Raw genomic sequence first — 24,532 nt, forward strand, 5'->3', positions numbered from 1 at the left:
CCACGCTGTAGGGCGAGGCCAGGTAGACCTGAGCGGTCTCGGAGCCCATGCGGCCCTTGAAATTGCGCGCCGTGGTCGAGATGACCGTGGCGCCGTCGGGAATCGAGCCGCCGTAGCCGGCGCAGGCGCCGCAGGACGTGGGCAGCAGCTGCGCGCCCGCCTCCAGCAGCGTCTGCAGCACGCCCTCGCGCTCGGCATCGTTCTGGTCGCGCAGGCTGGCGGGCGCCACCATGAGCTTGACGCCCGCCGCCACGCGGCGGCCGCGCAGCACGGCGGCGGCGGCGCGCAGGTCGTCCAGCTTGGCGCCGGTGCAGGCGCCGATATAGGCCGCCTGCACCGCCACGCCAGCATGGACGCTCACATCCGCCGCATTGGCGGGGCTGTGCGGGGCGGCCACCTGCGGCGCCAGCGCGGCGGCGTCGAAATCGTGCCACTCGGCGTCGGCGTCGGGGTCGCTCTGCCAGTGCGCGATATCCAGCGGCCCCTGCACGCCGGCCTCGCGCAGCCAGGCCTCGGTGGTGGCGTCGGGCGCCACCAGGCCGACCTGCGAGCCCAACTCGGCGCTCATGTTGGACAGCGTCATGCGCTCCTGCATGGACAGCGCGCGCACCGCCTCGCCGCAGAACTCCACGGCCTGATAGCGGCCGCCATTCATGCCCAGGCGGCCTATCATGCGCAGCATCATGTCCTTGGCGGTCACGCCCGCGCCCAGCCGGCCGTTCCAGCGCATCATCAGCGTGCGCGGCACGCGCACCCAGATGCCGCCGGTGACGGCCACGCCCAGCATCTCGGTGCTGCCGATGCCGAACATGTAGGCGCCGAAGGCGCCGCCGGTGGGTGAATGCGAATCGCCGCCGACGCAGAACATGCCGGGCCGCAGATGTCCGCCCTGCGGCAGCACCACGTGGCAGATGCCCTGGCTGTCGTAGACATTGGACAATCGCTCGCGCACGGCCCATTCCCGCGCGATGCGCACGATGCGGCGCGATTCCTCGTCGGACTCGGGCACGTAGTGGTCGATCACCAGCACCACCTTGGCGGGATCCCACAGTCGGGCGCCGACTTCGCGCAACATCGGTTCCAGGCGGCGCGGGCCGCTGGAATCATGGAACATGGCCAGGTCGACGCGGCAGGTGACGATCTCGCCCTCGGCCACCGTTTCGCGCCCGCAGGCGGCGGCGATCAGCTTCTGGGCCAGGGTCTGCGGTACGGCATCCCCGCCCTCGCCCGCCCGGACCACGGCGCGCAAGGCGGCGGAAGGACTGACAGGATCCATGGCTACATCCCCAGATAGGCGCGGCGCACGTCGTCGCTGGCCATCAGTTCGGCGCAGGATCCGCTGTGGCGGATCGCGCCCTCTTCCAGCACATAGGCGCGCTGCCCGGTTTCCAGCGACTGGCCCACGTTCTGCTCGACCAGCAGGATGGACAGCCCGGCGCGGTGCAGGCGGGCGATCAGCGCGAACAGTTCCTCGACCATCAGCGGCGACAGCCCGAGCGAGGGTTCGTCCAGGATCAGCAGCCTGGGCTCGGCCATCAGGCCCCGGCCGATGGCCAGCATCTGCTGTTCGCCGCCGGACATGGAGCCGGCCAGCTGGCCCAGGCGCTCGCGCAACCGGGGAAAGGTGTCCAGCACCTGTTCCAGATTGGCCGCGCGCCGGGCGCGCGCCCGCGCATAGGAGCCCAGCTCCAGGTTCTCGCGCACGCTCAGGTTGGGAAACACGCGCCGCCCCTCCGGCACCTGGATCAGGCCGGCGCGCACCACGTCGCGGTAGTGGCGGCCGGTCAGGTCCGAGCCGTCGAAGCGCACGCGGCCGCCCCAGGGCCGGAGCAGTCCGCACAGGGTATTGTTGAGCGTGGACTTGCCCGCGCCGTTGCTGCCCAGCAGCACCACGATCTCGCCCTGGCCCACGCTCAGGTCCACGCCGCGCAGCACTTCCGTGCGGCCGTAGCCGGCCCGCAGGCCCTGCACTTCCAGCAAGCCGTTCATCGTCCCGCCTCCGCCCGTCCCGCGCCGCCCTGCCCGGCCAGGCGCGCGGCCGCGCCATGCCCCAGGTAGGCTTCCACCACCGCCGCGTCGCGCGTCACCTGCGCCGGCGTGCCCTGGGCGATGAGCCGGCCCTGCGCCAGCACCCAGACCTGCGCGGCCAGGCTCATGACCGCGCGCATCACGTGCTCGATCATCAGCACGGTCACGCCATCCGCCGCCAGCTGGCGCACCACGGGAATCATCTCGTCGATCTCGGCCGGGTTCAGCCCCGCCAGCACCTCGTCCAGCAACAGCAACCGGGGCCGGGTGGCCAGCGCGCGCGCCAGCTCCAGGCGCTTGCGCCCGCACACGGTCAGGTCGGCGGCGGGCTTGTCCAGCTGCGCGCCCAGGTTGACGCGGCGCGCGATGGCCTCGGCGGCCGCCAGTGCGTCGGCCCGCCCCGGCAGGCGCAGGTGCGCGCCGACGGCGATGTTCTCGCGCACGGTCTGCGCGCCGAAGGGCTGCACGATCTGGAAGGTGCGCGCCATGCCCAGGCGCGCGGCGCGCTGCGGCGCCATGCCGGTGATGTCCCGGCCATCGAACAGCACCTTGCCCTGATCCGGGCGCAGAAAACCCGACAGCAGTCCGAACAGCGTGGTCTTGCCCGCGCCGTTGGGACCGACCAGCGCGCTGATGCTGCCGGCTGGCACCGCCAGGCTGACGTCCTGCACGGCCTTCAGGCCGCCGAAGCTGATGGATAGCGCCTGTGCTTGCAGCAGCATGTCATTTCTCCAGCGCGCGGCGCGCGGGCCGCTTGAACAGCCGCGCCGCCGACTGGCCGCAGCCGCTGATGCCGCGCGGCGCGAAGGTCACGATCAGGATCAGCACCACGCCGTAGATCACCATGCTGATGCCGGGCAGCTCGCCGAACAGGTTGCGCGTCAGGTCGGCCAGCGCGTGCAGCGCCAGCGCGCCCAGCACCGGCCCCCACAGCGTGCCCATGCCGCCGACGATGGCGCCCACCAGCGCCTCGACCGACACGGCCGGGCCGAAGGCGATGGCCGGATCGATGTACTGGAACACCTGCACATAGAAGGCGCCGGCCGCGCTCATGAAGGCCGCCGACAACGCGATGCCGCCCAGCTTCACGCGCAGCGGATCGACGCCGATGGCGCGCGCCGCGTCCTCGTTGTCGCGCACGGCCTGCAGATAGGCGCCGAAGCGCGAGCGGCGCAGCCAGGCCGTCACGGCCAGCGCCAGCAGCACGAAGGCCAGGATCAGGTAGATGTAGCCATGGCGGCTGGGGAACTGCATGTTGGTCGCGACTTCGCGCAAGGGCAGCATCAGGCCCACGCCGCCGCCGGTGAAGGACACGCTCGTCGCCACGATGCGCAGCACCTCGGCGAAGGCCAGCGTGACCAGCGCGAAGTAGGAGCCGCGCAGTCCGTAGCGGAACGTCAGCCCGCCCACGGCCAGCCCCGCCGCCATGCCCAGCGCGATCGCACAGGGCAAGGCCAGCCAGGGATTCCAGCCCAGCGACAGCTGGCCCAGCGCCTGGGCATAGGCGCCCACGCCGAAGAACAGCGCATGGCCGAAGGACAGCTGGCCGCCGTAACCGCCCAGGATGTTCCAGGCCTGCGACAGCAGCGCCGCGTACAGCGACATCATGATGAAGGTCAGCAGCACGCCCGACTGCGTGAAGCCGGTGATGGCCAGCACCGCCAGGCCGAAGGCCAGGATGGCGCAGGCGTCCTTGACGCTCGTGTTCATGCTTTCCCCCCGAACAGCCCCTGCGGGCGGAACAGCAACACCAGGATGAAGATGGCGAAGATGCCCATCTGGCCCAGCGAGTCGCCCAGGAACAGGCCGCCCAGCGACTCGACCACGCCGATCAGCAGCCCGCCGGCCAATGCGCCGGCGAAGCTGCCCATGCCGCCCAGCACCACGATGGTGAAGGCCACCAGCACGAAGCCGCCGCCGACCTGCGGATTGACGTAGTACGCCGGCAGCAGGAAACAGGCGGCCGCGCCCAGGCAGGCCATGCCGATGCCGAACGACAGCGCGTAGACCCGTTCCACGTCGATGCCCATGAGCCGGGCGCCCTGCTTCTCGCGCGCCACCGCGCGGATGGCGCGCCCCAGGTCCGTGCCCCGGATCAGCCACAGCAGGCAGGCGGCCACGGCCAGCGCGCCGCCGAATGCGATCAGCTTGGGCAGCGCGATCAGCGCAGGCCCGATCTCGACCGTCGACAGCGCATAGGGCGTGTCGATGCTGCGCGTATCGGACTTGAACCAGACCAGCGCGAGGTTCTCCAGCACGATGGACAGCCCCAGCGTGACCAGCAGGATGTTCTCGTCCTTGCCATGGCTGGCGCGGTTGATCACCAGCCGCTGCAACAGGTAGCCCAGCGCGAACATGCCCGCCATCACCAGCGGCAGCGCCGCGTAGGGATCCAGCCCCAGCTGCTGGTTGAGCAGATAGACCGCGTACAGCGCCACCATCAGCGCCGCGCCATGGGCGAAGTTGATGATGTGCAGCACGCCGTAGATCAGGGTCAGGCCCAGCGCCACCAGCGCGTACACGGCGCCGGTGGTCAGGCCGTTGAGCACGGCGCTGAAGAGGATGGCGGGATCCAGCGGCATCGCGTCAGGCCTTCACGGGGAACTGCGCGTCCGCCTGCCGGTACTCGGGCGGGATGATGACCTGGATGTCGCCGCCCAGGACCTGCGTCAGCAGGGGCCGCGCGCCGGTGTTCTGGCCGTCGACGAAACGGGTCGGGCCGTAAGGCATCAGATGATCGGAGAACGCGCTGGCCGCCAGCGCCTCGATGATGGCGGCGCGGTCGGCCGACTTCGCCCGTTCCAGCGCGTCCGCCAGCAGGAACATGCTGGTGTAGGTCATGAAGACTTCGTAGCTGAAGTAGGCGCCCTTCTGCTCCACCCGCGCCTTCAGCGGCGCGACGCGCGCGTCCTTGGGATTGAACCAGTGGTTGCAGTCGATGATGCCGTGGGCCACGTCGGGATATTCCTTGAGGAACTTGTAGCTCGACGCCGCCCCGCCCAGCACGGAGTAGATCGCCTTGGGCTGCACCTTCTGCTGCTTCATGGCGCGCAGCAGCAGCGCGTATTCGTTGTAGTAGTTGGCCGGAATCACGATGTCCGGATTGACCGAGCGCATGCGCAGCACGATATTGTTGAAGTCGCGCGTCGGGTTCGGATGCTTGATGACCTCTTTCACCTCGAAGCCGTGCTCGGGCAGCGACTTGGACAGCAGCGCCGCCGTGCCCGCGCCGAACAGCGAGTCCTCGTGCACGATCATCACCGTGCGTGCCGGCTTGCCGGCGGCCTGGTTCAGCGCCGCCAGGTCCTGAATGGCGCGCTCGGTACAGCTGCGATAGCCCGGCCCGAAGCGAAAGGTGTTCTTCAGCCCGCGCTCGACGATCTGGTCGGCCACGCCCACGTCGACCACATGGGGCAGCCCGTGGCGCGCGGCGGTCTGCGTGGTCGCCAGGCAGATCGCCGAGGCGTAGGCGCCGACCACGGCGGACACGCCGGCCGCCGCCATTTTCTCGACCTCGGCCGAGCCCGCCTCGGGACGCGATTGCGCGTCGCCCAGCACCGCCTCCAGCGGCGCGCCGCCCAGCGACTTGATGCCGCCAGCCTTGTTGATGTCCTCGATGGCCAGCAGCGCGCCCAGCCGGCATTGCTGGCCCGAATAGGCCAGCGCGCCCGTCACCGGATGCAGCACGCCGACCTTCACGGCGGGCGCGGACTGGCCGCGCGCGATCCAGGGCGCGGACAACAAGGCCGCGGCGGCGGCGGATCGGGTCAGGAAATGACGGCGCGTGTTCATGGCGAATCTCCGGAGTGGGATCAATGGAATTGGGCCGACAGCTCTTCGCTGACCCAGACCTTGGCGTCGATGCCGCCGACGCGCGAGAGTTGCAACTGATATTGGTAGCGGTCGGGCCGGTACAAGCCCTGCAGCAGCTGCACCGGACGTTCCTTGACGTCGCGCACCAGGCGCGTCACGGCCAGCAGGGCCGAGCCCACGGCCACGTCCAGATGCGGCGCGATCTGCGCGTCGGCCAGCCGGGCGCTGATGGTCTGCGTGGCGCCGCCGAACTCGACGCCAGCCGACTCCAGCAGCATCAGCAAGGGCTGGCGCTCCAGGTCCTCGCGCGTGAAGGCTGCGACGGCCAGCGGCACGTAAGTGGTGATGTAGGACAAGGGGCCGGCCTCGGTGCTGCGCACCCGCAGGCTCTTGATCACCGGCTCGCCCGGCGCGATCTCCAGCGCCTCGGCCACCGCCGGCGGCGCGCCGACCTGAATGCAGTCCAGCACGCGCACGGCGGTGCGCAGGCCCATGTTGACGATGTTCTCCATCAGTCCGGTCAGCTGCGCCTTCTGCGCCGCGCGCGGGCGCGGCGCGGTAGCGGATGCGGCCGGCGCGCTGCGCGGCCAGGTGCCCAGGCCGGGCCGGCGCGACACCAGCCCGTCGGCCACCAGCATCTCCATCGCCTTGCGGATGGTGATGCGGGCCACCTGGAACTGCGCGGCCAGCGCATGCTCGCCCGGCACGCCGTCCACGTCGTAGCGCCCTTCCTGCAACTGCTCGCGCAGCACAAGGTAGATCTGGTGGTACTTCGGCAAGGGCATCGCGGTATCCATGCCGCGAACTCTAGAAGTGTCCTAATGTATGGTCAATAGAACAAATGCGCGTATGGGTTGTTCCATCGGGAAAATACCGAGGCGATGGGCCAACCCGGCCCCGGTTGCAGAACAACAGGCCAAGGCCGGCGACCGCCGGCCCCGGCGGCTTCAGGCCCGCGCGCCGTGCAGGCGCGCGGCCCCGCCGCGTCCATGCCGCAGCAGCCCGACCGCCACCACGGCCAGCGCCGCCGCGCCGGTGGACAGCACCACCGTCCGGTACTCATCGACGAACACCATCGTGATCAGCGCCGCCACGATGAAGATGATCACCGCCCAGGTCAGCCAGGGAAACAGCCACATGCGCACCAGCGGCTCCTTGCCTTCGGCGCGCAGCTTGCCGCGCATGCGCAGTTGCGAGCAGGCAATCACCAGATAGACCAGCATGGCGACCATGCCGGTGATGTTCATCAGCGTGTCCAGCACATCCTTGGGACGCAGGAAATCGACGAAGTTGATCAGGGCCATGCACACCGCCACGGCGCAGGAGGCGATGACCGAATGCACCGGTATGCCGCTGCGCCCGCGCGTGCGCTGCAACATGGCCGGCGCGTCGCCGCGCCGGGCCAGCGAATACAGCATGCGCGAGGCCGTGTAATGCGCCGACACCAGGCAGCTGCTGACGGACGTCAGCACCACGAAGTTCATCAGGAACTGCGCGCCCGGCACACCCAGCAGCTCCAGCGTGCGCCGGTAGGCGCCGTAGCCCGACTGGCCCAGCAGCGGATCATTCCACGGCACCAGCGCGGCGATCAGGAAGATCGAGCCGATGTAGAACAGGCAGACCCGCCACACCACCGAGCGCGTGGCGCGGCTGATCTGCTGCGCCGGATTGGGAGACTCGGACGCGGCGATGGTGACGATCTCCACGCCCAGGAAGGCGAACATCACCCCCAGCAGCGCCACCACCACCGCCTTGCCGCCGTTGGGCATGAAGCCGCCATGCGCCACCAGGTTGGCCACGCCCTGGGCCTCGCCCCAGGGCCACAGCCGCAGCACGGCCAGCGTGCCGACGACGATGAAGCAGACGATGGCCACGACCTTGATCAGCGCGAACCAGAACTCGGCCTCGCCGTAGTTCCTGACGTTGAAGAAGTTCAGCAGGATCAGCACCAGCGTGGCGCCCAGCGTGAACGCGTTGACCGACAGCATCGGGAACCACTCGTGCAGGATGATGCCCGCGACGTGCGCCTCCCAGGCCATCAGCAGCGCCCAGTAGCCCCAGTACAGCCAGCCGATGGTGAAGCCCGCCCAGCGGCCGATGGCCCGGTCGGCATAGGTGGAGAACGAGCCGGTGTCGGGATTGGCGGTGGCCATCTCGCCCAGCATGCGCATGATGAACACCACCGCGATGCCGCCGGCCAGATAAGCCAGCACCGCCGCCGGCCCCGCCGAGTGCACGATGCTGCCCGAGCCGACGAACAGGCTGCCGCCGATCACGCCGGCGATGGACATCATGGTGAGATGACGCGTCTTCAGCGTCGCGCTGAGCGCGTTTTCATTGGCGCCTTGCGGCGCGCCGGCGCCGCCCTGCTCGTGCGTGTGATTCACGACGTGTCTCCTTGAGGCTGCGTTGGGCCCTGTCGGGCTTGCGTTCTTGTCCGGCCAACATAGCAGCGCCTCGCGATGACTGATGGAACCACTTGCATGCGTCGCGTGGAACCATTGGCTCGCGCTCTCTGATGGCTTGATGTCTGGCTGCCGCCAGTCCTAGGACGCAGCGAAATGTCTCAGGAACAGGCATCGTGGATCAGGGCCGCGAGACTGGCGATGCCGGCGCTACGTCCCGCCCGCCGCCCCCGCCTCGCGCAGGAAGCGCCACAGCTCCGGATCCTGCGAGTACGCCACGTTGAAGCGCAGCCAGGGCAGGTCCTTCCCGCCTATGTCGAACAGCGAGCCCGGCGTCAGCCAAATGCCGGCATCCGCCGCCATCCTGGCCAGCGCGTCGGCGCCCAGCCCGGCCCGGCGGCCGGCGAGTCGCGCCCACAGGAACAGGCCGGCTCGCGGCCGCGCGCAGATCTCGAAGCCATGGGCGTCGAGCAGCGCCTCGATCTGCTCGTGCGCCCGCGCCAGCCGGTCGCGCAGGCGCGCGGTGTGCGCCGCGTGGCGTCCTTCGAGCAGCACGTGGTGGACCAGGCGTTCCATGGTCTCGGGACCGGTCAGCCCGCTCATCATCTTGCTGCGCGCGCAGACCCGCAGCAGCGCGTCGTCGGCCACCATGTAGCCGACCCGCAGCGACGGCGCGATGCTCTTGGAGTAGCCGCCCAGGTAGATCACGCGCCGCGCGCCATCCAGTCCCGCCAGCGACGGGGACCAGCCATCCAGCAGCTCGCGCGAGACGTCGTCCTCGACGATGTGGAAATCATGGCGCGCGGCCAGCGCCAGCACCTCGGCGGCGTTGGCCGCTTCCAGGCTCGTTCCCGTGGGATTGTGCAGCGCGGTGTTGATGAACAGCAGCCTGGGCCGGTGCAGCCGCGCCACCCGCTCCAGGGCCACGCAGTCCAGCCCGGCCGCGCCGCGCGGCACCGGCACGGCGCGCACCTGCGCCAGGCGCAGGATCGGGAACAGATTGGCATAACAGGGCTGCTCCACCGCCATGGTGTCGCCCGGACGCAGCAGCGTGCGCACGACGATGTCCAGGCCCTGCGTGGCGCCCTGCGTCAGCAGGACCCGCTGCGCGTCGACCGCGATGCCGCGCTCGCCCAGCGTCGCCGCGATGTGTACGCGCAAGGGCGCATAGCCCAGGGGATGGCCGTAGTGCGCCATGCGCCGCATCGGCTGGCGGCTGATGTGTCGCAACGCGGCGCGCAGGCCGTCCTGGTTGAGCCAGTCGTCCGGCAGCCAGCCGCAGCCAGGGCTCAGGCGCGGGGGGCTGTCGGCATGGGTTTCGCACAGGCGCCACTGCGTGTCCAGCGCGGCGGGCCGGCAGACCGCCGGCGCGGCTTGCGGCGGACGCGGACGCGCGACGCGGTAGCCCAGCCTGGGCCGGGCCGTCAGCCAGCCGTCCAGGGCCAGCCGGCCATAGGCGCGGGCGACGGTATGGACGCTGACGCGGTGCAGGCTGGCGAACGCGCGTATCGACGGCAGCATGGCCCCGGGCGGCAGCGCCCGCCGCTCGATCGCCCGGCGCACGGCCGCGACCACCTGTTCCACCAGCGTCGACGCGGCGTCGCCGCGCACGGGCTGGAACTCGATCAAGGATTCGGCCACCACGCACGACCTGTACAGTTGCAATTTTCCCGACTATACAAGCGCCCCGGTTTGGCCTGGGGCGTGTATTTTCAAACCTGGCGGGCGTACCCAGAATGGGCCGCATGCCGCTGGTCACATGCCTTGCAGTACCGTTTCTTGCAGGCCGGGCGGCCAACCCTGACGGGAGCCTTAATGCGCCATCGCGACCAGCCTTGCCCCCCTGTGTATCCCTGTACCGCCGCCATCGCGCGGGCCGCGCGGCCAACCTGGGCCGACGCGGCGCGCGCGCGGCTGGGAGCGGCGCTCCTGGCGCTGCTGCCGCTGGCCGCCGCCGCGCCCGCCACGGCCGAGACCACGCTCAGGGCGGTGATGCATTCACCGCTGCGCCTGACCGACCCGCACGCCACCACGGCCTACATCACCGCCTGGCACGGCTACATGATCTACGACACGCTGATCGCCGTGGACGGGGACAACGCGCTGCAACCGCAGATGCTGGAAAAATGGGACGTGTCCGAGGACGGCAAGACCTATACGCTGACATTGCGCGAAGGCCTGGCCTGGCATGACGGCCAGCCCGTGACGGCCGAGGACTGCGTGGCCTCGATCCGGCGCTGGGCCGCCATCGACGCCATGGGCCAGAAGCTGCTCAAGTTCACCGAGCGCATCGAGGCGGTGGACGCGCGCCGCCTGCGCTTCGTCATGACGCAGCCCACCGACCTCGCGCTGCGCGCGCTGGCCAAGCCCTCCACGTCGGCGCCCTTCATCCTGCCCCGGCGCGTCGCCGAGCAGCCGCCCGGCAAGCCCATCACCGACATGACCGGTTCCGGCCCGTTCAAGGTCGTCGAGTTCAAGCCCGGCGTGAAGACGGTCTACGTCAAGAACGCCGCCTACGTGCCCCGCCCGGAACCCGCCAGCGGCCTGGCCGGCGGCAAGCGCGTCAAGGTGGACCGGGTCGAGTGGCTGGTGATGCCCGATCACCTGACCACCGCCAATGCCCTGACGAGCGGCGAGATCGATCTGGTCGAGCAGTTCCCCTACGACCTGCTGCCCATGCTGGAAGGCGATGCCGGCATCAAGGTGGAGCCGGCCACGTCCAGCCCCGCCTACTCGATGTATCGCTTCAACTTCCTGCATCCGCCGTTCAATGACAGGAAGATCCGCCAGGCCGCCATGTACGCCATCGGCCAGGAGGACGTGATGAAGGCGCTGGTCGGCAATCCCAAGTACTGGCGCACCTGCGCCTCGCTGTGGGGCTGCGGCACGCCGATGCAGGCGGATGCCGGCCAGGACATGGTGGTGCCCTCGAACATCGACAAGGCCCGCGCGCTGCTGAAGGAAGCCGGCTACGACAACACGCCCGTGCTGATGCTGCATGCCACCGACGTGGCCTCGCTGTCGCCGCAGCCGGTGGTCATGGCCCAGGCGCTGCGCAAGGCCGGCTTCAACGTCACGCTGGCGGCCATGGACTGGCAGAGCGTGGCCTCGCGGCGCGCGTCCAGGGCGCTGCCGGCCGACGGCGGCTGGAGCATCCTGAACACCAATATGTACACCGCCGACCTGGCCGATCCGGTACGCACGCCCATGGCCGCAGCCGATGGCGACAAGGCCTGGTACGGCTGGCCCGACTTTCCCCAGGTCGAGGCGCTGCGCGACCAGTACGCGCTAAGCTCGGACCCGGCCGAACAGAAGCGGATCGCCGCCGAGCTGCAGCGCGTGGCCATCGACGAAGGCCTGTACGTGCCGTTGGGGCAGAGCACGCCGTTGCGGGCGTATTCCAGCAAGCTCTCCGGACTGCCGTTGGCGCCGGCCCCGGTGTTCTGGGGGGTCGACAAGACCCCCTGAGCGCCGCGCCGCCACGGTATCGCGGACGCGTCTTCCCGCCGGGCCGGCGGCCCATTCCCTTTTTCCCTCACTGGAGGCAGCATGCGTTGGCTATTGGCAATGATCAAGCATGAGACGAACACGTTCTCGCCCGTCCCCACCCCGCTGGAACGCTTCTTCCGCGGCAGCGCCGAGCCCGTCTCGGGCGACGCGGCGGTGGCGCTGTACGGCGGCACCAACAGCGGCCTGGCCGGCTACCTGGACGTGGCGCGCGAGACCGGCGCGAACGTCACCATTCCGGTGGCCGCGGCCGCCTGGCCCAGCGGCCCCGCCACGGCCGAGACCTATCGGGCGCTGTGCCAGCCCGTGCTGGACGAGCTGGCGCGCGGCGGCTACGACGCGGTGCTGCTGGACCTGCACGGAGCCATGGTGACCAGCGACCTGGAAGACGCGGAAGGCGACCTGCTGCGCCGCATCCGCGAAATCGCGCCGGACATCCCGGTGGCGGTGACGCTGGACATGCATGCCAATCTGTACGACGACATGGTCAGGCACGCGACCGTGATATCCGGCTATCACACCTACCCTCACGTCGACATCCACGCCGCCGCCGTGCGCGCCGCGCGCATCGTGGCGCGCGCGCTCAAGGGCGAGATCCGTCCGGTGATGGCCTGGGGCAACCGGCCCATGCTGCCGCACGTGCTGCGCCAGGGCACCCATGTAGAGCCCAACCGGTCGCTGCAGGCGCGCTGCATCGAGCTGGAGACCCAGGGCCAGGCGCTGGCCGCGTCGGTGTTCGTGGGCTTTCCGCACGCCGACATCCGCGAGGCCGGCCTGAGCGCCGTGGTCTGTACCGACGCCAGCCCCGCGCAGGCCGAGCAGCTGCGCGACGAACTGCTGGACCGCGCCTGGGCGACGCGCGCCGACTGGGTCTACCGCTCCGACGCGCTGCAACCCTCGGTCGCCCGCGCCGCCGGCATCGAACAGGGCCCCGTCGTGCTGCTGGACCATTGCGACAACGCGGCCTCGGGCGGCTCGATGGACAACACCACGGTGCTGGCCGAGATCCTGCGCCAGGGACTGGACAACGTGGCCTTCTACGCCATCTATGATCCCGACGCCGCGCAACAGGCCGCCCGGGCCGGCGTGGGCCAGACGGTCACGCTCTCGCTGGGCGGCAAGATCCAGGCCCCCGCGCTGCGCCAGCCCAGCCTGCCGCTGGAGGTCACGGGCCGCGTCAAGCTGGTGTTCGACGGCCTGTACCGCAGCCGCGGCCCGATGGGGCGCGGCACGCTCAACGACACCGGGCTGACCGTGGTGATCGACACGGGCCGCGTCGAGATCGTCGTCATCTCCGGCCACCAGGAGCCCTACGACGTCAACTGCCTGCTGTCGGCCGGCATCGATCCGACGCAGAAGCGCTACCTGGCGCTCAAGAGCCGGATGCACTGGCGCGCGGGCTACGCCGACATGGCGACGGCCATCATCGAATGCGCCGGCAACGGCGTCACCACATCGGATTACAGCCAGATCGAGTTCAAGCGCGTGCGCCGGCCGATCTATCCGCTGGATCCGATGTAGGACGCATCAAGGCCGGCCGTTCACCTTTCCAGCTGAAAGTCGCTGATGCGCCCCTTGGCGTCCTCGATCCGGTCGGCCGAGACCGGCAGGTGCAACGCCACGCCCAGCGACTCCACATACAGCATGGAGTATGGCGGCGTGCCGGCCGAGGATGTGCAGGCCAGCGCAATGCCCTTGCCCTTCAGCGAGGGCAAGACGGCATCGACGTCAATCGACGACCGCGCCTCGCACCGGGAGGTGTCGCTGGACGACTGCTCACCGCCGAACGCGGGCACGCTGCCGCTTTGCCTTTCGACGCTGACCATCGTGCCCGGCGGCAAGGCTTGCGGCATGTCCAGACGCAATGCCGAACTGACCGACGGGCGCTGGTCCCCCATGCCGACCATCTGGAACTTCAACAACGCGATATTGCCCAACATCAGGCTGCGGGTCGAGAACATCTCGCCATATATCTCTCGCTTCGATATCAGACCATCGGGCAAGGCGCGCAGTTCGATCTTGACCGCTTGGCCGGGCTTGCCGTTGGCGCCCGCCAACCGTTCGACGTAGCTCAGGGACTTGAATTTCGGTTTCCATGCCTCGCCGGCCGCCAGGATGGACTGCGCGGTCGCCGCCACGTCCTTGGGGATCGGCGCATCCTCGAAAGTGGCGGCCTGCAATTCGCGCGGATACTCCTTTTCCGCCATGTCGGGACGAACCTCCTTCAGCACGGCCGCGGTCAGGCCGCCCTGCAATGAGCACATCACCGTGACCTCGTTCTTGCTTTCGTCCAGGTCGATCATCAGCGTCCGCTCGACCTTGTTCAAACCGGCGGCAGCGCCCGAGTTGACGATGGCTGGCACCCACGGCGATTGCGCGATTTTCACCTCCGCGCGCATGAAACCGGCGCCGTCCTTGCGTAGCCGCTCCTCATCCTTGATCAGCGGGCGCAGTCTTTCCATCACTTCTGCCGGTCGGCCGCTGATGGTAAAGCCCCAGAACAGCATTTTCCCCAACGACTTGCCATCCACGTACCAGTCCATGTATTCCGTCAGCGCCAGGCCATTCACGTTGATGGCGCGCTTGAACACGACCGAGTTCCTGGCCTTGTCATTCCTGTCCGGCACCCGGATGCCGCTGACATTGCCGGCGCCGCCCAGCGGCACGCCGTCCCACGCCTTCCTGTCCTGATGCAGGCTGCTGAAAAAGCTGCCGTCGCAAGCGGTGAAGTCCTTCAGCACCTTGGTCGATGCCTGGCTCATCGCGGGTCCGCTGATGCAGGTCAACGCCAGCCCGGCAAGGCTGCTGAAGAGCAAAGATGAAAAACGCATGGCGATTCCAGAATGAAAGCCAATGCGCCTCAGAGCAGAGCCTGCGCGACGCTTGGCGGTTCGTTGAAATGGCGTCCTCCCGCATTGCGCGCGCGGGGGCCGTTCAATTGTTAACGTGCATAACGCACGAGAATTAAGGCTCGTGCGCCGACGCTGCCTTGGCATCGAGGCACCATGCGCGGCGGCGTCGCCCAGGCTGAGCACGATACCAGCCATTTTGTGCCGCGCGCCAGGCGGCCCGGGGCTTCACCCCTCCCTGGCCCGCAGTCCCTGTTCCAGGCGCTCCCCGAGCAGGTCCATGAACTCCCGCGCCAATCCCGGCAGCGTGCGCCCCTGCAGCGTCTGCGCTTGCACGCTGCGCTGGCGCATTTCCGGATTGCTGAATGGCACGGCGGCCAGACGCAGCGCGTCGAGCTGGCCGCCGACGGTCAGGTAGCCGGACAGGGCCACGATATCGCTGCCGGCCAGCATGGGCAGGAAGGCGGCGGAATGATTGGACACGTAGGCCGGCTCGATGTGCAGCCCGGCATTGGCGCAGGCCGCGTCGAACAGCTGCCGCACCGTGGTGCCCTGGTCGCCCAGCGACAGCGGCAGCCGGGCCAGGTCGCGCACGCTGACGCTGCGACGGCCGGCCAGCGCGTGCCGACGGCACATCACCGCATAGACCGGCGCGCGGCACAGCACCTCGGTGGACAGGCGGTCGTCATGGACCGTGGTGTAACGCAGTCCGATTTGCGAGAGGCCTTCCAGCAGCAGGCGGCCGACCTCCTCGGGCCGCTCGACCCGCAGGTGAAAGCGCGCCTGCGGGCGCAGGCGCTTGAACTCGGCCATGCACTGCGGCAGGAAGCGATGGGCGAAGCCCTCGGTGCAGGCCAGCCGCACGGTCACGTCGCCCTGCTCGCCGCGATGGCGGATCTCGGTGGCGACGCGCTCGGCCTCCAGCGCGGCGGCGCTGGCGTAGGCGGCCAGCTGGCGTCCAGCGTCGCTGAGCGCCATGCCGCGCGCCTGACGCTCGAACAGCGCGATGCCCAGCTCGTCCTCCAGCTTGGCGATCTGCCGGCTGACCGCCGAGGCCGCCACGTGCTGCGCGCCGGCGGCGGCGGCGATCGAGCCGCTGCGCGCGACTTCCAGGAAATACCTCAGGCCCAATGAAATCACGGCGGACTCCCAAGCATTGCCAAAATGGCATGTTTGAAATGCGAATTATCTAATTGTGGCACGCGAAGAAGCGTAATAACTTTGTGCCTCGAATCCGCAACGAGGACCATCGTGAATCGCCAGCAAGCCCTCATGCAGGCCGTCGCAGAGTACGACGACGGCACCTTCCAGGCCGATCTGGCCCGCCGCGTGGCGTTCCGGACCGAGAGCGAGGAAGCCGGCCAGGCGGCCGCGCAGCACGCCTATCTGCGCGACGACATGGCGCCGCTGCTGGCCGGCCTGGGCTTTGCCTGTCGCATCCACGACAACCCGGCCGGCGCCGACCTGCCCATCCTGGTGGCGCGGCGCATCGAAGACCCGGCCCTGCCCACCGTGCTGCTGTATGGACACGGCGACGTGGTGCGCGGCAACGCGGCGCGCTGGGACGCCGGCCGCGATCCCTGGACGCTGCGCGTCGAGGGCGACCGCTGGTACGGGCGCGGCACCGCCGACAACAAGGGCCAGCACAGCATCAACCTGGCCGCGCTGCGCCAGGCCATCGCCGCGCGCGGCGGCAGGCTGGGCTTCAACGCCGTCTGGCTGATCGAGACCGGCGAGGAAGCCGGCTCGCCCGGCCTGGCCGCCTTCTGCGAGGCTCGGCGCGATGAGCTGGCGGCCGATGTCTTCCTGGCCAGCGACGGCCCGCGCCTGCACGCCGAGCGGCCCACGCTGTTCATGGGCTCGCGCGGCGCGGTGAATTTCGAGCTGTCGCTGCGCGCGCGCGAGCGCGGCTATCACTCGGGCAACTGGGGCGGGCTGCTGTCCAACCCCGCCATCGTGCTGGCCCACGCCATCGCCACGCTGGTGGACGCGCGCGGCCGCATCACGATGCCCGGCCTGCGTCCGCCGCCCATCCCGCTGGCGGTGGCCGGGGCCCTGGCCGAGCTGGACGTGGGCGGCGGCGCGGACGATCCCGCCATAGACGCGCATTGGGGCGAGCCCGGCCTGTCGGCCTCGGAAAAGGTGTTCGGCTGGAACAGCCTGGACGTGCTGACCTTCGGCGCCGGCGATCCGGCCAAGCCGGTCAACGCCATCCCGCCCGAGGCCTCTGCGTGGTGCCAGCTGCGCTTCGTGGTCGGCACGGACTGGCGCGCGCTGGAAACCCATGTGCGCGAACACCTGCGCCAGGCCGGCTTCGGCGAGGTTCGCATCCGCCTGGGCGCGCAGGCCGGCGCCACCCGGCTGTCCCCGGACAACGCCTGGGTCCGCTGGGCCGCGGCCTCGATCGAGCGCAGCACCGGCAAGCGGCCCGCGCTGCTGCCCAACCTGGGCGGCTCGCTGCCCAACGACATCTTCGCCGACCTGCTGGGCCTGCCCACGATCTGGGTGCCCCACTCGTACCCGGCCTGCGCGCAGCACGCGCCCAACGAGCACCTGCTGGGCAGCGTCGCCCGCGAGGGCCTGGCCATCATGGCCGGCCTGTTCTGGGACCTGGGCGACCAGGGACCGGCCCTGCGCGACGCCGCCGCGCCCCTTCGACCCTGACGCCGAGACCACGCCATGTCCATCAAGACCCGCGCCGCCGCAACCGCCCTGGCCCTGGCCGCCGCCGCTTGCGGCGCGACGGCGCACGCCGCCTATCCCGAACAGCCGATCAAGATCGTCGTGCCCTTCACGCCGGGCGGCGCGACCGACTCGGTGGCGCGCCTGCTGGCCAGCAAGCTGGCCGGCAAGCTGGGCCAGCCGGTCATCATCGAGAACCGCCCCGGCGCGTCCACCGTGATCGGCGCCGAGGCCGTGGCCCGCGCGCGACCCGACGGCTACACGCTGATGGTGTCGGGCAGCACCACCTATTCCGTGCTGCCCGCGCTCAAGACCGACCTGCCCTACGATCCGCTGCGCAGCTACGAACACATCGCCATCGTCTCGCTGGCGCCGCTGGTGCTGCTGGCGCGCAAGGACCTGCCCGCCAGCACGGCCGGCGAAGCGGCCGAGCTGGCCCGCAAGCAGAGCGGCAAGGGCGAACTGATGTACGGCACCTTCGGCCCGGGTTCCGCGCCCCACCTGGCCGGCGAGATGTACGCCGAGGCCGCCGGCGCCAGAATGACGCCGGTCCCGTACAAGGGCAGCGCGCCGCTGGTGACCGCGCTGATCGGCGGCGAGGTCGCGCTGGGCGTGGACACCGTGGCGTCCGCCGCGCCGCACGCCAAGGCCGGCAAGGTGCGCGCGCTGGCCGTCACCGGCGCGCATCGCTCGCCGCAGCTGCCGGACGTGCCGACCTTCGCCGAGGCCGGCCTGCCCGGCGTGTCCATGGTCGGATGGTACGGCCTGGTGGCGCCGGCCAAGACGCCCGCGCCGGTGCTGGATACGCTGGGCCGCGCGGTCGAGGAAGTCATGCGCGACCCGCAGGTGCGCAAGTCCATCGAGGACATGGCGATGGAGCCGGTGTTCATGCCTGGCCCTGCCTTCCGCGATCAGATTTCCAGCGAACTCGCCACCTTCGGCGCCGTCGGCAAGCGCGCCGGCATCACGCTGGACTGAGACAGGCGGCCATTTGCCCTGCCGCCTTCTGGCGGACCTCAAGCGGTGGAGAACGCCGCCAGCGCCTCCAGCACGGCGGCCGCCGCCGCGCCCGGCTCGGGCGCGGCGCGATAGGCCAGCGCCATCGGCCGCCTGAGCGGCGGCGACAGCGCGCGCCATTGCACGTCCGCGTGCCCCGCGTCCTCCACTTCGGCCAGCGGCAGGATGGCCGCGCTCTGGCTGGCCGCCGCCAGGCCCTTCAACGCGCCCGGGTAGCTCAGGGCCAGGAATGGCCTCGGATTGAAACCGGCCTGGCCAAACCAGGACGCGATCAGGCCGTGCATCTGCGTGCCCGGCGCGAAGCAGGCCCAGCGCCGCGTCGACAGCCATTCGGGCGTGACCGCCTCGGGCGCTTCCCATGAGGCGGGCAACAGCGCGACCATTTCGTCGTCGCGCCAGGGCGTCACGGCCACCCGGGCCGTGGCGGGCTGCGGACTGGCGACGATGGCCACGTCCAGCGTGCCGCCCTGCAGCCGCAACATCGCCTCGGCCGAACCCGCCGCTTCCAGTTTCACGTCCACGCCGGGCGCGCGCCGCCCCAAGGCCTCCAGCACGAGCGGCAGCAGGCGGATGCCGACGCCGGCCGACACGCCCACCTTCACCACGCCCACGCTGCCGGCGGCGCGGCGGCGCACGATGTCCACGAGATCGTCGCTGGCGGCCAGCAGCTTGCGTCCTTCCTCGACCAGCGCCCGGCCCGCCGCCGTCAGTCCGGCCTGACGCCGGCCGCGCAGCACCAGCGGAACCTGCATGCGCGCCTCCAGTTCCTTGATGTGCAGGCTGATCGTGGGCGGCGCCAGATGCAGCGCCTGCGACGCCGCCGCGAAGGTGCCCAGGTCGGCGATCGCGATCAGGGTCTGGATCTGATCCAGGTTCAGGTTACGCATCAGCTTTCCTGACGATTGAGGTCAGTTCATTCAACTTTACGGATGGCAGTGTATCTCCGAGCATGCTGCTCCATGAATCACGACACATCCGCACCGTCCTCCCGCCCCGCCGTCGAACCGACGCCGGACACGACCCGGCCCCGGCCGCGTTCCGCCGCGCCCGGGCTGCGCCGTCTGGGCGCGGCCTTGATGCGCCTGCTGCGCCGCGCCGAAAAGCGCGTCATCGAGCACTTCAGGGTGCCGCCGAACGGCGCTTGAAGGGATGCATTGCGTCTTTTCCCGCCCCGCCAGTGGGGTTTGCGCCCGATCAAGCGCCGGCCAAATCCGGCGCGGCCGCAACGCAATCAACACCATATGTGGTGATAGAGTTTTCGCACTCCACTACATATGGTGCCACCCATGCAGATTGAACACATCCTCAAGCGTGACGGCCGGGTCGTCGGATTCGACGCCGGCAAGATCGCCCAGGCCATCGCGGCGGCGGGCCGGAGCACCGGAGAGCTGGAGCCGCATGCCGCCCGGGCGCTGGCCGCCACGGTGGCCGAGGCCCTGACGCGCGACGGCAATGTCTGCCCCGGCGTGGAGACCATCCAGAACCATGTCGAGGAAGCGCTGGTGCGCGCCGGCCACTGGCGCACGGCGCGCGCCTACATCGTGCACCGCGAGCAGCACGCGCGGCTGCGCTCGCTGCGCCACACGCTGGTGGACGTGGAAAGCGCGATGGAGGAATACCTGGAGCAGCGCGACTGGCGCGTCAACGCCAACGCCAACCAGGGCTACAGCCTGGGCGGCCTGATCCTGAACGTGGCCGGCAAGGTCACGGCCAACTACTGGCTGTCCAATGTCTTCACGCCCGAGGCGGGCCAGGCCCACCGCGACGGCGACATCCACATCCACGACCTGGACATGCTCAGCGGCTATTGCGCCGGCTGGTCGCTGCGCCAGCTGCTGACCGAGGGCTTCAACGGCATCCCCGGCAAGGTCGAGGCCACGCCGCCGCGCCACATGTCGGCCGCCATCGGCCAGATCGTCAACTTCCTCGGCACGCTGCAGAACGAATGGGCCGGCGCGCAGGCCTTCAGCTCCTTCGACACCTACATGGCGCCCTTCATCCGCCGCGACGCCATGACCTACGCCGACGTCAAGCAGGCGATGCAGGAGCTGATCTACAACCTGAACGTGCCCAGCCGCTGGGGCACGCAGACGCCCTTCACCAACTTGACCTTCGACTGGACCTGCCCGGCCGACCTGCGCGAGCAGATCCCCTACATCGGCGGCGAGGAAATGCCCTTCGCCTACGGCGACCTGCAGGCCGAGATGGACATGATCAACCGCGCCTACATCGAGGTGATGATGGCCGGCGACGCCAAGGGACGCGCCTTCACCTTTCCCATCCCGACCTACAACATCACGCCCGATTTCGACTGGGACCATCCCAACACCACGCGCCTGTTCGAGATGACGGCGCGCTACGGCCTGCCCTATTTCCAGAACTTCCTGAACTCGGACCTGGAGCCGCACATGGTGCGCTCCATGTGCTGCCGCCTGCAGCTGGACCTGCGCGAGCTGCTCAAGCGCGGCAACGGTCTGTTCGGCTCGGCCGAACAGACCGGCTCGGTCGGCGTGGTGACGGTGAACTGCGCGCGCCTGGGCCATCTGCACCGGGGCGACGAGGCCGGCCTGATGGCGCGGCTGGACCGCCTGCTGGAACTGGGCCGCGACGTGCTGGAGACCAAGCGCAAGGTGGTGCAGCGCTACATCGACCAGGGCCTGTATCCCTATACCCGGCGCTACCTGGGCACGCTGCGCAACCACTTCAGCACGCTGGGCGTGAACGGCATCAACGAGATGGTCCGCAACTTCAGCGGCGACGCCGACGACCTGACCACGCCCGCCGGCCACGCGCTGGCGCTGCGCCTGCTGGACCGGGTGCGCGCGCGCATGACCGAATTCCAGGAACAGACCGGCCACCTCTACAACCTGGAAGCCACGCCGGCCGAGGGCACCACCTACCGCTTCGCCCGCGAGGACCGCAAGCGCTATCCCGGTATCCTACAGGCCGGCACCGAGGCCCAGCCTTACTACACCAACTCCAGCCAGCTGCCGGTGGGCCATACCGACGACCCGTTCCAGGCGCTGGCGCAGCAGGAGGCGCTGCAAGGCAAGTACACCGGCGGCACCGTGCTGCACCTGTACATGAACGAAGCCGTGTCCTCGGCCGAAGCCTGCAAGACGCTGGTGCGGCGCGCGCTGGCGAATTTCCGGCTGCCCTACATCACGGTCACGCCGACCTTCTCGATCTGCCCCACGCACGGCTACCTGGCCGGGCGCCACGAGTTCTGCCCCAAGTGCGACGCCGAACTGCTGGCCCGGCAATCGGCCTGCCGCGTCCCGGCCTAGCGCAATGCTCACCCGCGCCGGGCAGCCCGCCCGACGTCCCACCCAGAAGGAAACCCCACCATGCAAACCCTGATGACCGAACCATCCACGCCCCAGGCCGCCACCGCGCCGGTCCTGGACGACAGCCAGCGCGTGCGCTGCGAAGTCTGGACCCGCGTCATGGGCTATCACCGCCCCGTCTCTTCGTTCAACACCGGCAAACAAGGCGAGTTCAATGAGCGCCGCTTCTTCGTCGAACCCCGCGCCTGAGGCGGCGGCCGGCCCCCGGGCCGGTTCGCGCCTGCACACCGCGCGCGCCCACGCCACGCCGCCCCTGCCCGCCGCGCAGGCGCTGCCGCGCCACTCGCCCGCCGTCGGCGGGCTGACCCCTTTCTCCACCGTGGACTGGCCTGGCACGCTGGCCGCCGTGGTCTTCATCGCCGGCTGCCCCTGGCGCTGCCACTACTGCCACAACCCGGAACTGCAGACCCGCGCCGCGCGCTACGACTGGCGCGAGGTGCGCGCCTTCCTGGCCACCCGCCAGGGCCTGCTGGACGCGGTGGTGTTCTCCGGCGGCGAACCCCTGAGCGAACCGCGCCTGCCAGCCATGATCCGCGACGCGCGACGCATGGGCTTTCGCATCGGCCTGCATACGGCCGGCATCTATCCGCTGCGGCTGGCCGACGCGCTGCGCCACCTGGACTGGGTTGGCCTGGACATCAAGGCCGACGCCCAGGGCTATGACGACATCACCGGCCGGCGCGAATCGCAGCGGCCGGCGCAAGCCTGCCTGACCTTGCTGCTGGCGTCCGGCGCGGATTTCGAATGCCGCATCACCTGGCATCCGGATTGGCTCGACGAGACCCGTCTGCTGGCGCTGGCGCGCGAACTGGCGCGACGCGGCGTGCGCCGCTTCGCGGTGCAGAACGCGCGCAGCAGCCCGACGGCGGCGGCGGCCTCGCGCCTGGGCCCCGGCGCGCAGGAAATGCTGCGCGGCTGGTTCGACGAATTCGCGTGCCGCTAGTGTGCCGCCCCGCTTGACGCCTGAAGCGGCTTCATGCGCGGATTTGATTTCGCGCAACACGCCCGCGATCGCGATCGCCTAGCCTCCAAACACTGTTCCAATGAAAGGCTCTCTCAACATGACGTGGTTCAAATCCCTCTCCCTAGCCGGCCGCGAGCTGCTGCCCATCGTCCAGGGAGGCATGGGCGTCGGCGTGTCGGCGCACCGGCTCGCCGGCGCGGTGGCCAGCCAGAACGCGGTGGGCACCATCGCCAGCGTGGATTTGCGTCACCACCACCCCGACCTGGTCGAAAAGACCGAGCATTGCCGCGACCGCGAGCTGATCACCCAGGCCAACCTGGAGGCGCTGGACCGCGAGGTGCGCGCCGCGCTGGACCTGTCGCAGGGCCGCGGCCTGGTCGCCGTGAACGTGATGAAGGCGGTGCGCGACCATCCCGCGCTGGTGCGCCAGGCCTGCGAAAGCGGCGCGCACGCCATCGTCATGGGCGCCGGCCTGCCGATGGACCTGCCCGAGATGACGGCGGACCATCCCAAGGTCTCGCTCATCCCCATCCTGTCCGAGGCGCGCGGCGTGGCCGTGGTGCTGAAGAAATGGCTGAAGAAAGGCCGCATGGCCGACGCCGTGGTGATCGAGCATCCCGGCCATGCCGGCGGCCACCTGGGCGCGGCCAAGCTGGAGGATGTGCACGACGAGCGCTTCGACTTCAAGCGCGTGCTGGCCGAATGCCACAAGCTGTTCCAGGAGCTGCAACTGGGCCGCGACGCGCCGCGCCTGATCGTGGCCGGCGGCGTGGGCAGCCATGAGCAGGTGCGCCACTGGCTGGGCCACGGCGCCGACGCGGTGCAGGTCGGCACGGCCTTCGCCGTCACCCAGGAGGGCGACGCGCACGAGAACTTCAAGCGCGTGCTGATCGAGGCCGATCCGGACAAGCTGGCCGAGTTCACCAGCGTGGCCGGCCTGCCGGCGCGCGCCGTGGCCACGCCCTGGCTGACGCGCTACCTGAAGCAGGAAAAGACGCTGCAGGCCAACGCGCGCTGCGACGAGCGACGCTGCAGCCAGCGCATGGATTGCCTGACCCAGTGCGGCATGCGCGACGGCATCTCGCGCTTCGGTCAGTTCTGCATCGACCTGAAGCTGGCGGCGGCCATGCGCGGCGAAGTCGGCCGAGGGCTGTTCTTCCGGGGCGCGTCCAAGCTGCCCTTCGGCAACGCCATGCGCTCGGTGCGCGAACTGATGGATTACCTGCTGCACGGGAACCTGCCGGCCACGGCGGCCTGATCCTTCATTCCCTTCGCCCGCCGCCGGGGGGGACATTCCGGCGACGCGCGGGCTTTCCAAAATTATTGAACGACGTACAATATTATTCGTCGTTCAATAATTCATGGATCGCCATGTCCCCCTCCGAACCGGATGCCGCGCCCGGCCTGCGCGAACGCAAGCGCCTGCAGACCCTGGACCTGCTGACCCGCAGCGCCTACACGCTGTTCGAGACCCACGGCTATGACGGCGTGACGATGGAGCAGATCGCGGCGCAGGCCGGCGTCTCCAAGGGCACGCTGTACAACCACTTTCCCGTGAAGGAAGCGCTGCTGGCGCATTACTTCCATCAAGAGCTGGCCCGCTCGGCGCGCGACTTGCTGCCCCGCCTGATGAAGCTGCCCGGCTTCGCCCAGCGCCTGACCAAGACGCTGCACGCTTCCGCCCACTGGTCCGAGGCGCACCGCGCCTACATGGCGCCCTACCTGCACTATCGGCTGGCGACCGCGCAGCCCGCCGCCCAGGACGACGCCCGGTATCCGCGCAGCGGCATGCATACGCTGTTCGCCGCGCTGATCGAATCTGGCCAGGCCGCCGGCGAGCTGCGCACCGACCTGTCCGCCGCGCAGCTCGCCCAACACCTGCAATTGCTGTACCTGGGCGCGCTGACCCGCTGGCTGGCC

The 24,532-nt window shown here is 69.8% G+C and carries 22 protein-coding genes; 10 read left to right on the plus strand and 12 right to left on the minus strand.

Going from position 1 to position 24,532, the window contains the following annotated elements:
• From AC6LJ5_RS25155 to AC6LJ5_RS25195, 9 genes are all read right to left on the minus strand, one after another.
• The coding region (locus AC6LJ5_RS25155; RefSeq protein ID WP_498141921.1) for an aconitase/3-isopropylmalate dehydratase large subunit family protein at nt 1-1,276 on the minus strand (1,276 nt) is incomplete at its 3' end.
• 2 nt (nt 1,277-1,278) lie between these two features.
• Complete coding sequence (locus AC6LJ5_RS25160; protein WP_498141922.1) at nt 1,279-1,989, minus strand: ABC transporter ATP-binding protein; 711 nt, start codon at nt 1,987-1,989, stop codon at nt 1,279-1,281.
• Nucleotides 1,986-2,750, minus strand: a complete 765-nt coding sequence (locus AC6LJ5_RS25165; RefSeq protein WP_103274240.1) for an ABC transporter ATP-binding protein — start codon at nt 2,748-2,750, stop codon at nt 1,986-1,988. The genes AC6LJ5_RS25160 and AC6LJ5_RS25165 overlap by 4 nt, the downstream gene beginning before the upstream one ends.
• Nucleotide 2,751: 1 nt before the next feature.
• Complete coding sequence (locus tag AC6LJ5_RS25170) at nt 2,752-3,738, minus strand: branched-chain amino acid ABC transporter permease (RefSeq protein WP_103274239.1); 987 nt, start codon at nt 3,736-3,738, stop codon at nt 2,752-2,754.
• A complete protein-coding gene (locus tag AC6LJ5_RS25175) occupies nt 3,735-4,610 on the minus strand; it encodes a branched-chain amino acid ABC transporter permease (RefSeq protein WP_498141923.1) in 876 nt (291 codons plus the stop codon). Before AC6LJ5_RS25175 ends, AC6LJ5_RS25170 begins: the two co-directional genes overlap by 4 nt.
• Nucleotides 4,611-4,614: 4 nt before the next feature.
• Nucleotides 4,615-5,820, minus strand: a complete 1,206-nt coding sequence (locus AC6LJ5_RS25180; RefSeq protein WP_498141924.1) for an ABC transporter substrate-binding protein — start codon at nt 5,818-5,820, stop codon at nt 4,615-4,617.
• Between the two features lie 20 nt (nt 5,821-5,840).
• Nucleotides 5,841-6,638 carry a GntR family transcriptional regulator gene (locus AC6LJ5_RS25185; protein ID WP_498141925.1) on the minus strand — a complete coding sequence of 266 codons (798 nt, stop codon included), beginning with the start codon at nt 6,636-6,638 and terminating at the stop codon, nt 5,841-5,843.
• A gap of 150 nt (nt 6,639-6,788) precedes the next feature.
• Nucleotides 6,789-8,135, minus strand: coding sequence for an amino acid permease (locus tag AC6LJ5_RS25190; protein ID WP_498141934.1), 1,347 nt, complete (start codon nt 8,133-8,135; stop codon nt 6,789-6,791).
• Nucleotides 8,136-8,456: 321 nt separating this feature from the next.
• Nucleotides 8,457-9,875 carry an aminotransferase-like domain-containing protein gene (locus AC6LJ5_RS25195; RefSeq protein WP_498141935.1) on the minus strand — a complete coding sequence of 473 codons (1,419 nt, stop codon included), beginning with the start codon at nt 9,873-9,875 and terminating at the stop codon, nt 8,457-8,459.
• A gap of 186 nt (nt 9,876-10,061) precedes the next feature.
• Here AC6LJ5_RS25195 and AC6LJ5_RS25200 point away from each other — a divergent pair, with 186 nt between their 5' ends.
• Nucleotides 10,062-11,714, plus strand: a complete 1,653-nt coding sequence (locus tag AC6LJ5_RS25200; protein WP_498141926.1) for an ABC transporter substrate-binding protein — start codon at nt 10,062-10,064, stop codon at nt 11,712-11,714.
• A gap of 81 nt (nt 11,715-11,795) precedes the next feature.
• Nucleotides 11,796-13,274: a M81 family metallopeptidase gene (locus AC6LJ5_RS25205; protein ID WP_498141927.1), complete on the plus strand. Its 1,479-nt coding sequence runs from the start codon at nt 11,796-11,798 to the stop codon at nt 13,272-13,274.
• Nucleotides 13,275-13,294: 20 nt separating this feature from the next.
• On the opposite strand, the gene AC6LJ5_RS25210 is transcribed toward AC6LJ5_RS25205, so the two are convergent.
• Complete coding sequence (locus tag AC6LJ5_RS25210; protein WP_498141928.1) at nt 13,295-14,800, minus strand: hypothetical protein; 1,506 nt, start codon at nt 14,798-14,800, stop codon at nt 13,295-13,297.
• Nucleotides 14,801-14,830: 30 nt separating this feature from the next.
• On the minus strand, nt 14,831-15,742 hold the full coding sequence (locus AC6LJ5_RS25215; protein WP_392413164.1) for a LysR family transcriptional regulator: 912 nt from the start codon (nt 15,740-15,742) through the stop codon (nt 14,831-14,833).
• Nucleotides 15,743-15,853: 111 nt separating this feature from the next.
• Here AC6LJ5_RS25215 and AC6LJ5_RS25220 point away from each other — a divergent pair, with 111 nt between their 5' ends.
• Both AC6LJ5_RS25220 and AC6LJ5_RS25225 read left to right on the plus strand, forming a co-directional pair.
• Nucleotides 15,854-17,266 carry a M20 family metallopeptidase gene (locus AC6LJ5_RS25220; protein ID WP_498141929.1) on the plus strand — a complete coding sequence of 471 codons (1,413 nt, stop codon included), beginning with the start codon at nt 15,854-15,856 and terminating at the stop codon, nt 17,264-17,266.
• A gap of 15 nt (nt 17,267-17,281) precedes the next feature.
• Nucleotides 17,282-18,262 (plus strand): Bug family tripartite tricarboxylate transporter substrate binding protein, encoded by a 981-nt coding sequence (locus AC6LJ5_RS25225; RefSeq protein ID WP_498141930.1) that lies wholly within the window; start codon nt 17,282-17,284, stop codon nt 18,260-18,262.
• Nucleotides 18,263-18,300: 38 nt separating this feature from the next.
• Here AC6LJ5_RS25225 and AC6LJ5_RS25230 read toward each other — a convergent pair whose 3' ends face one another.
• The gene (locus tag AC6LJ5_RS25230; protein ID WP_498141931.1) at nt 18,301-19,188 is read right to left on the minus strand and encodes a LysR family transcriptional regulator; all 888 of its coding nucleotides are present in this window, start codon (nt 19,186-19,188) and stop codon (nt 18,301-18,303) included.
• Between the two features lie 72 nt (nt 19,189-19,260).
• Here AC6LJ5_RS25230 and AC6LJ5_RS25235 point away from each other — a divergent pair, with 72 nt between their 5' ends.
• From AC6LJ5_RS25235 to AC6LJ5_RS25260, 6 genes are all read left to right on the plus strand, one after another.
• The gene (locus AC6LJ5_RS25235; protein ID WP_498141932.1) at nt 19,261-19,446 is read left to right on the plus strand and encodes a hypothetical protein; all 186 of its coding nucleotides are present in this window, start codon (nt 19,261-19,263) and stop codon (nt 19,444-19,446) included.
• Nucleotides 19,447-19,587: 141 nt separating this feature from the next.
• Nucleotides 19,588-21,588: a ribonucleoside triphosphate reductase gene (locus AC6LJ5_RS25240; RefSeq protein WP_103274228.1), complete on the plus strand. Its 2,001-nt coding sequence runs from the start codon at nt 19,588-19,590 to the stop codon at nt 21,586-21,588.
• Between the two features lie 60 nt (nt 21,589-21,648).
• Nucleotides 21,649-21,837, plus strand: coding sequence for an anaerobic ribonucleoside-triphosphate reductase (nrdD, locus tag AC6LJ5_RS25245; protein ID WP_103274227.1), 189 nt, complete (start codon nt 21,649-21,651; stop codon nt 21,835-21,837).
• Nucleotides 21,803-22,591, plus strand: a complete 789-nt coding sequence (locus tag AC6LJ5_RS25250; protein WP_103274226.1) for an anaerobic ribonucleoside-triphosphate reductase activating protein — start codon at nt 21,803-21,805, stop codon at nt 22,589-22,591. The genes nrdD and AC6LJ5_RS25250 overlap by 35 nt, the downstream gene beginning before the upstream one ends.
• A 118-nt stretch (nt 22,592-22,709) precedes the next feature.
• Nucleotides 22,710-23,870 (plus strand): NAD(P)H-dependent flavin oxidoreductase, encoded by a 1,161-nt coding sequence (locus tag AC6LJ5_RS25255; protein ID WP_103274225.1) that lies wholly within the window; start codon nt 22,710-22,712, stop codon nt 23,868-23,870.
• A 113-nt stretch (nt 23,871-23,983) separates the two neighbouring features.
• Nucleotides 23,984-24,532, plus strand: a 549-nt coding sequence (locus AC6LJ5_RS25260; protein ID WP_498141933.1) for a TetR/AcrR family transcriptional regulator, incomplete at its 3' end; no start/stop codon positions are given.

It is taken from the genome of Achromobacter sp. 1011791174 (genome assembly GCF_059760925.1).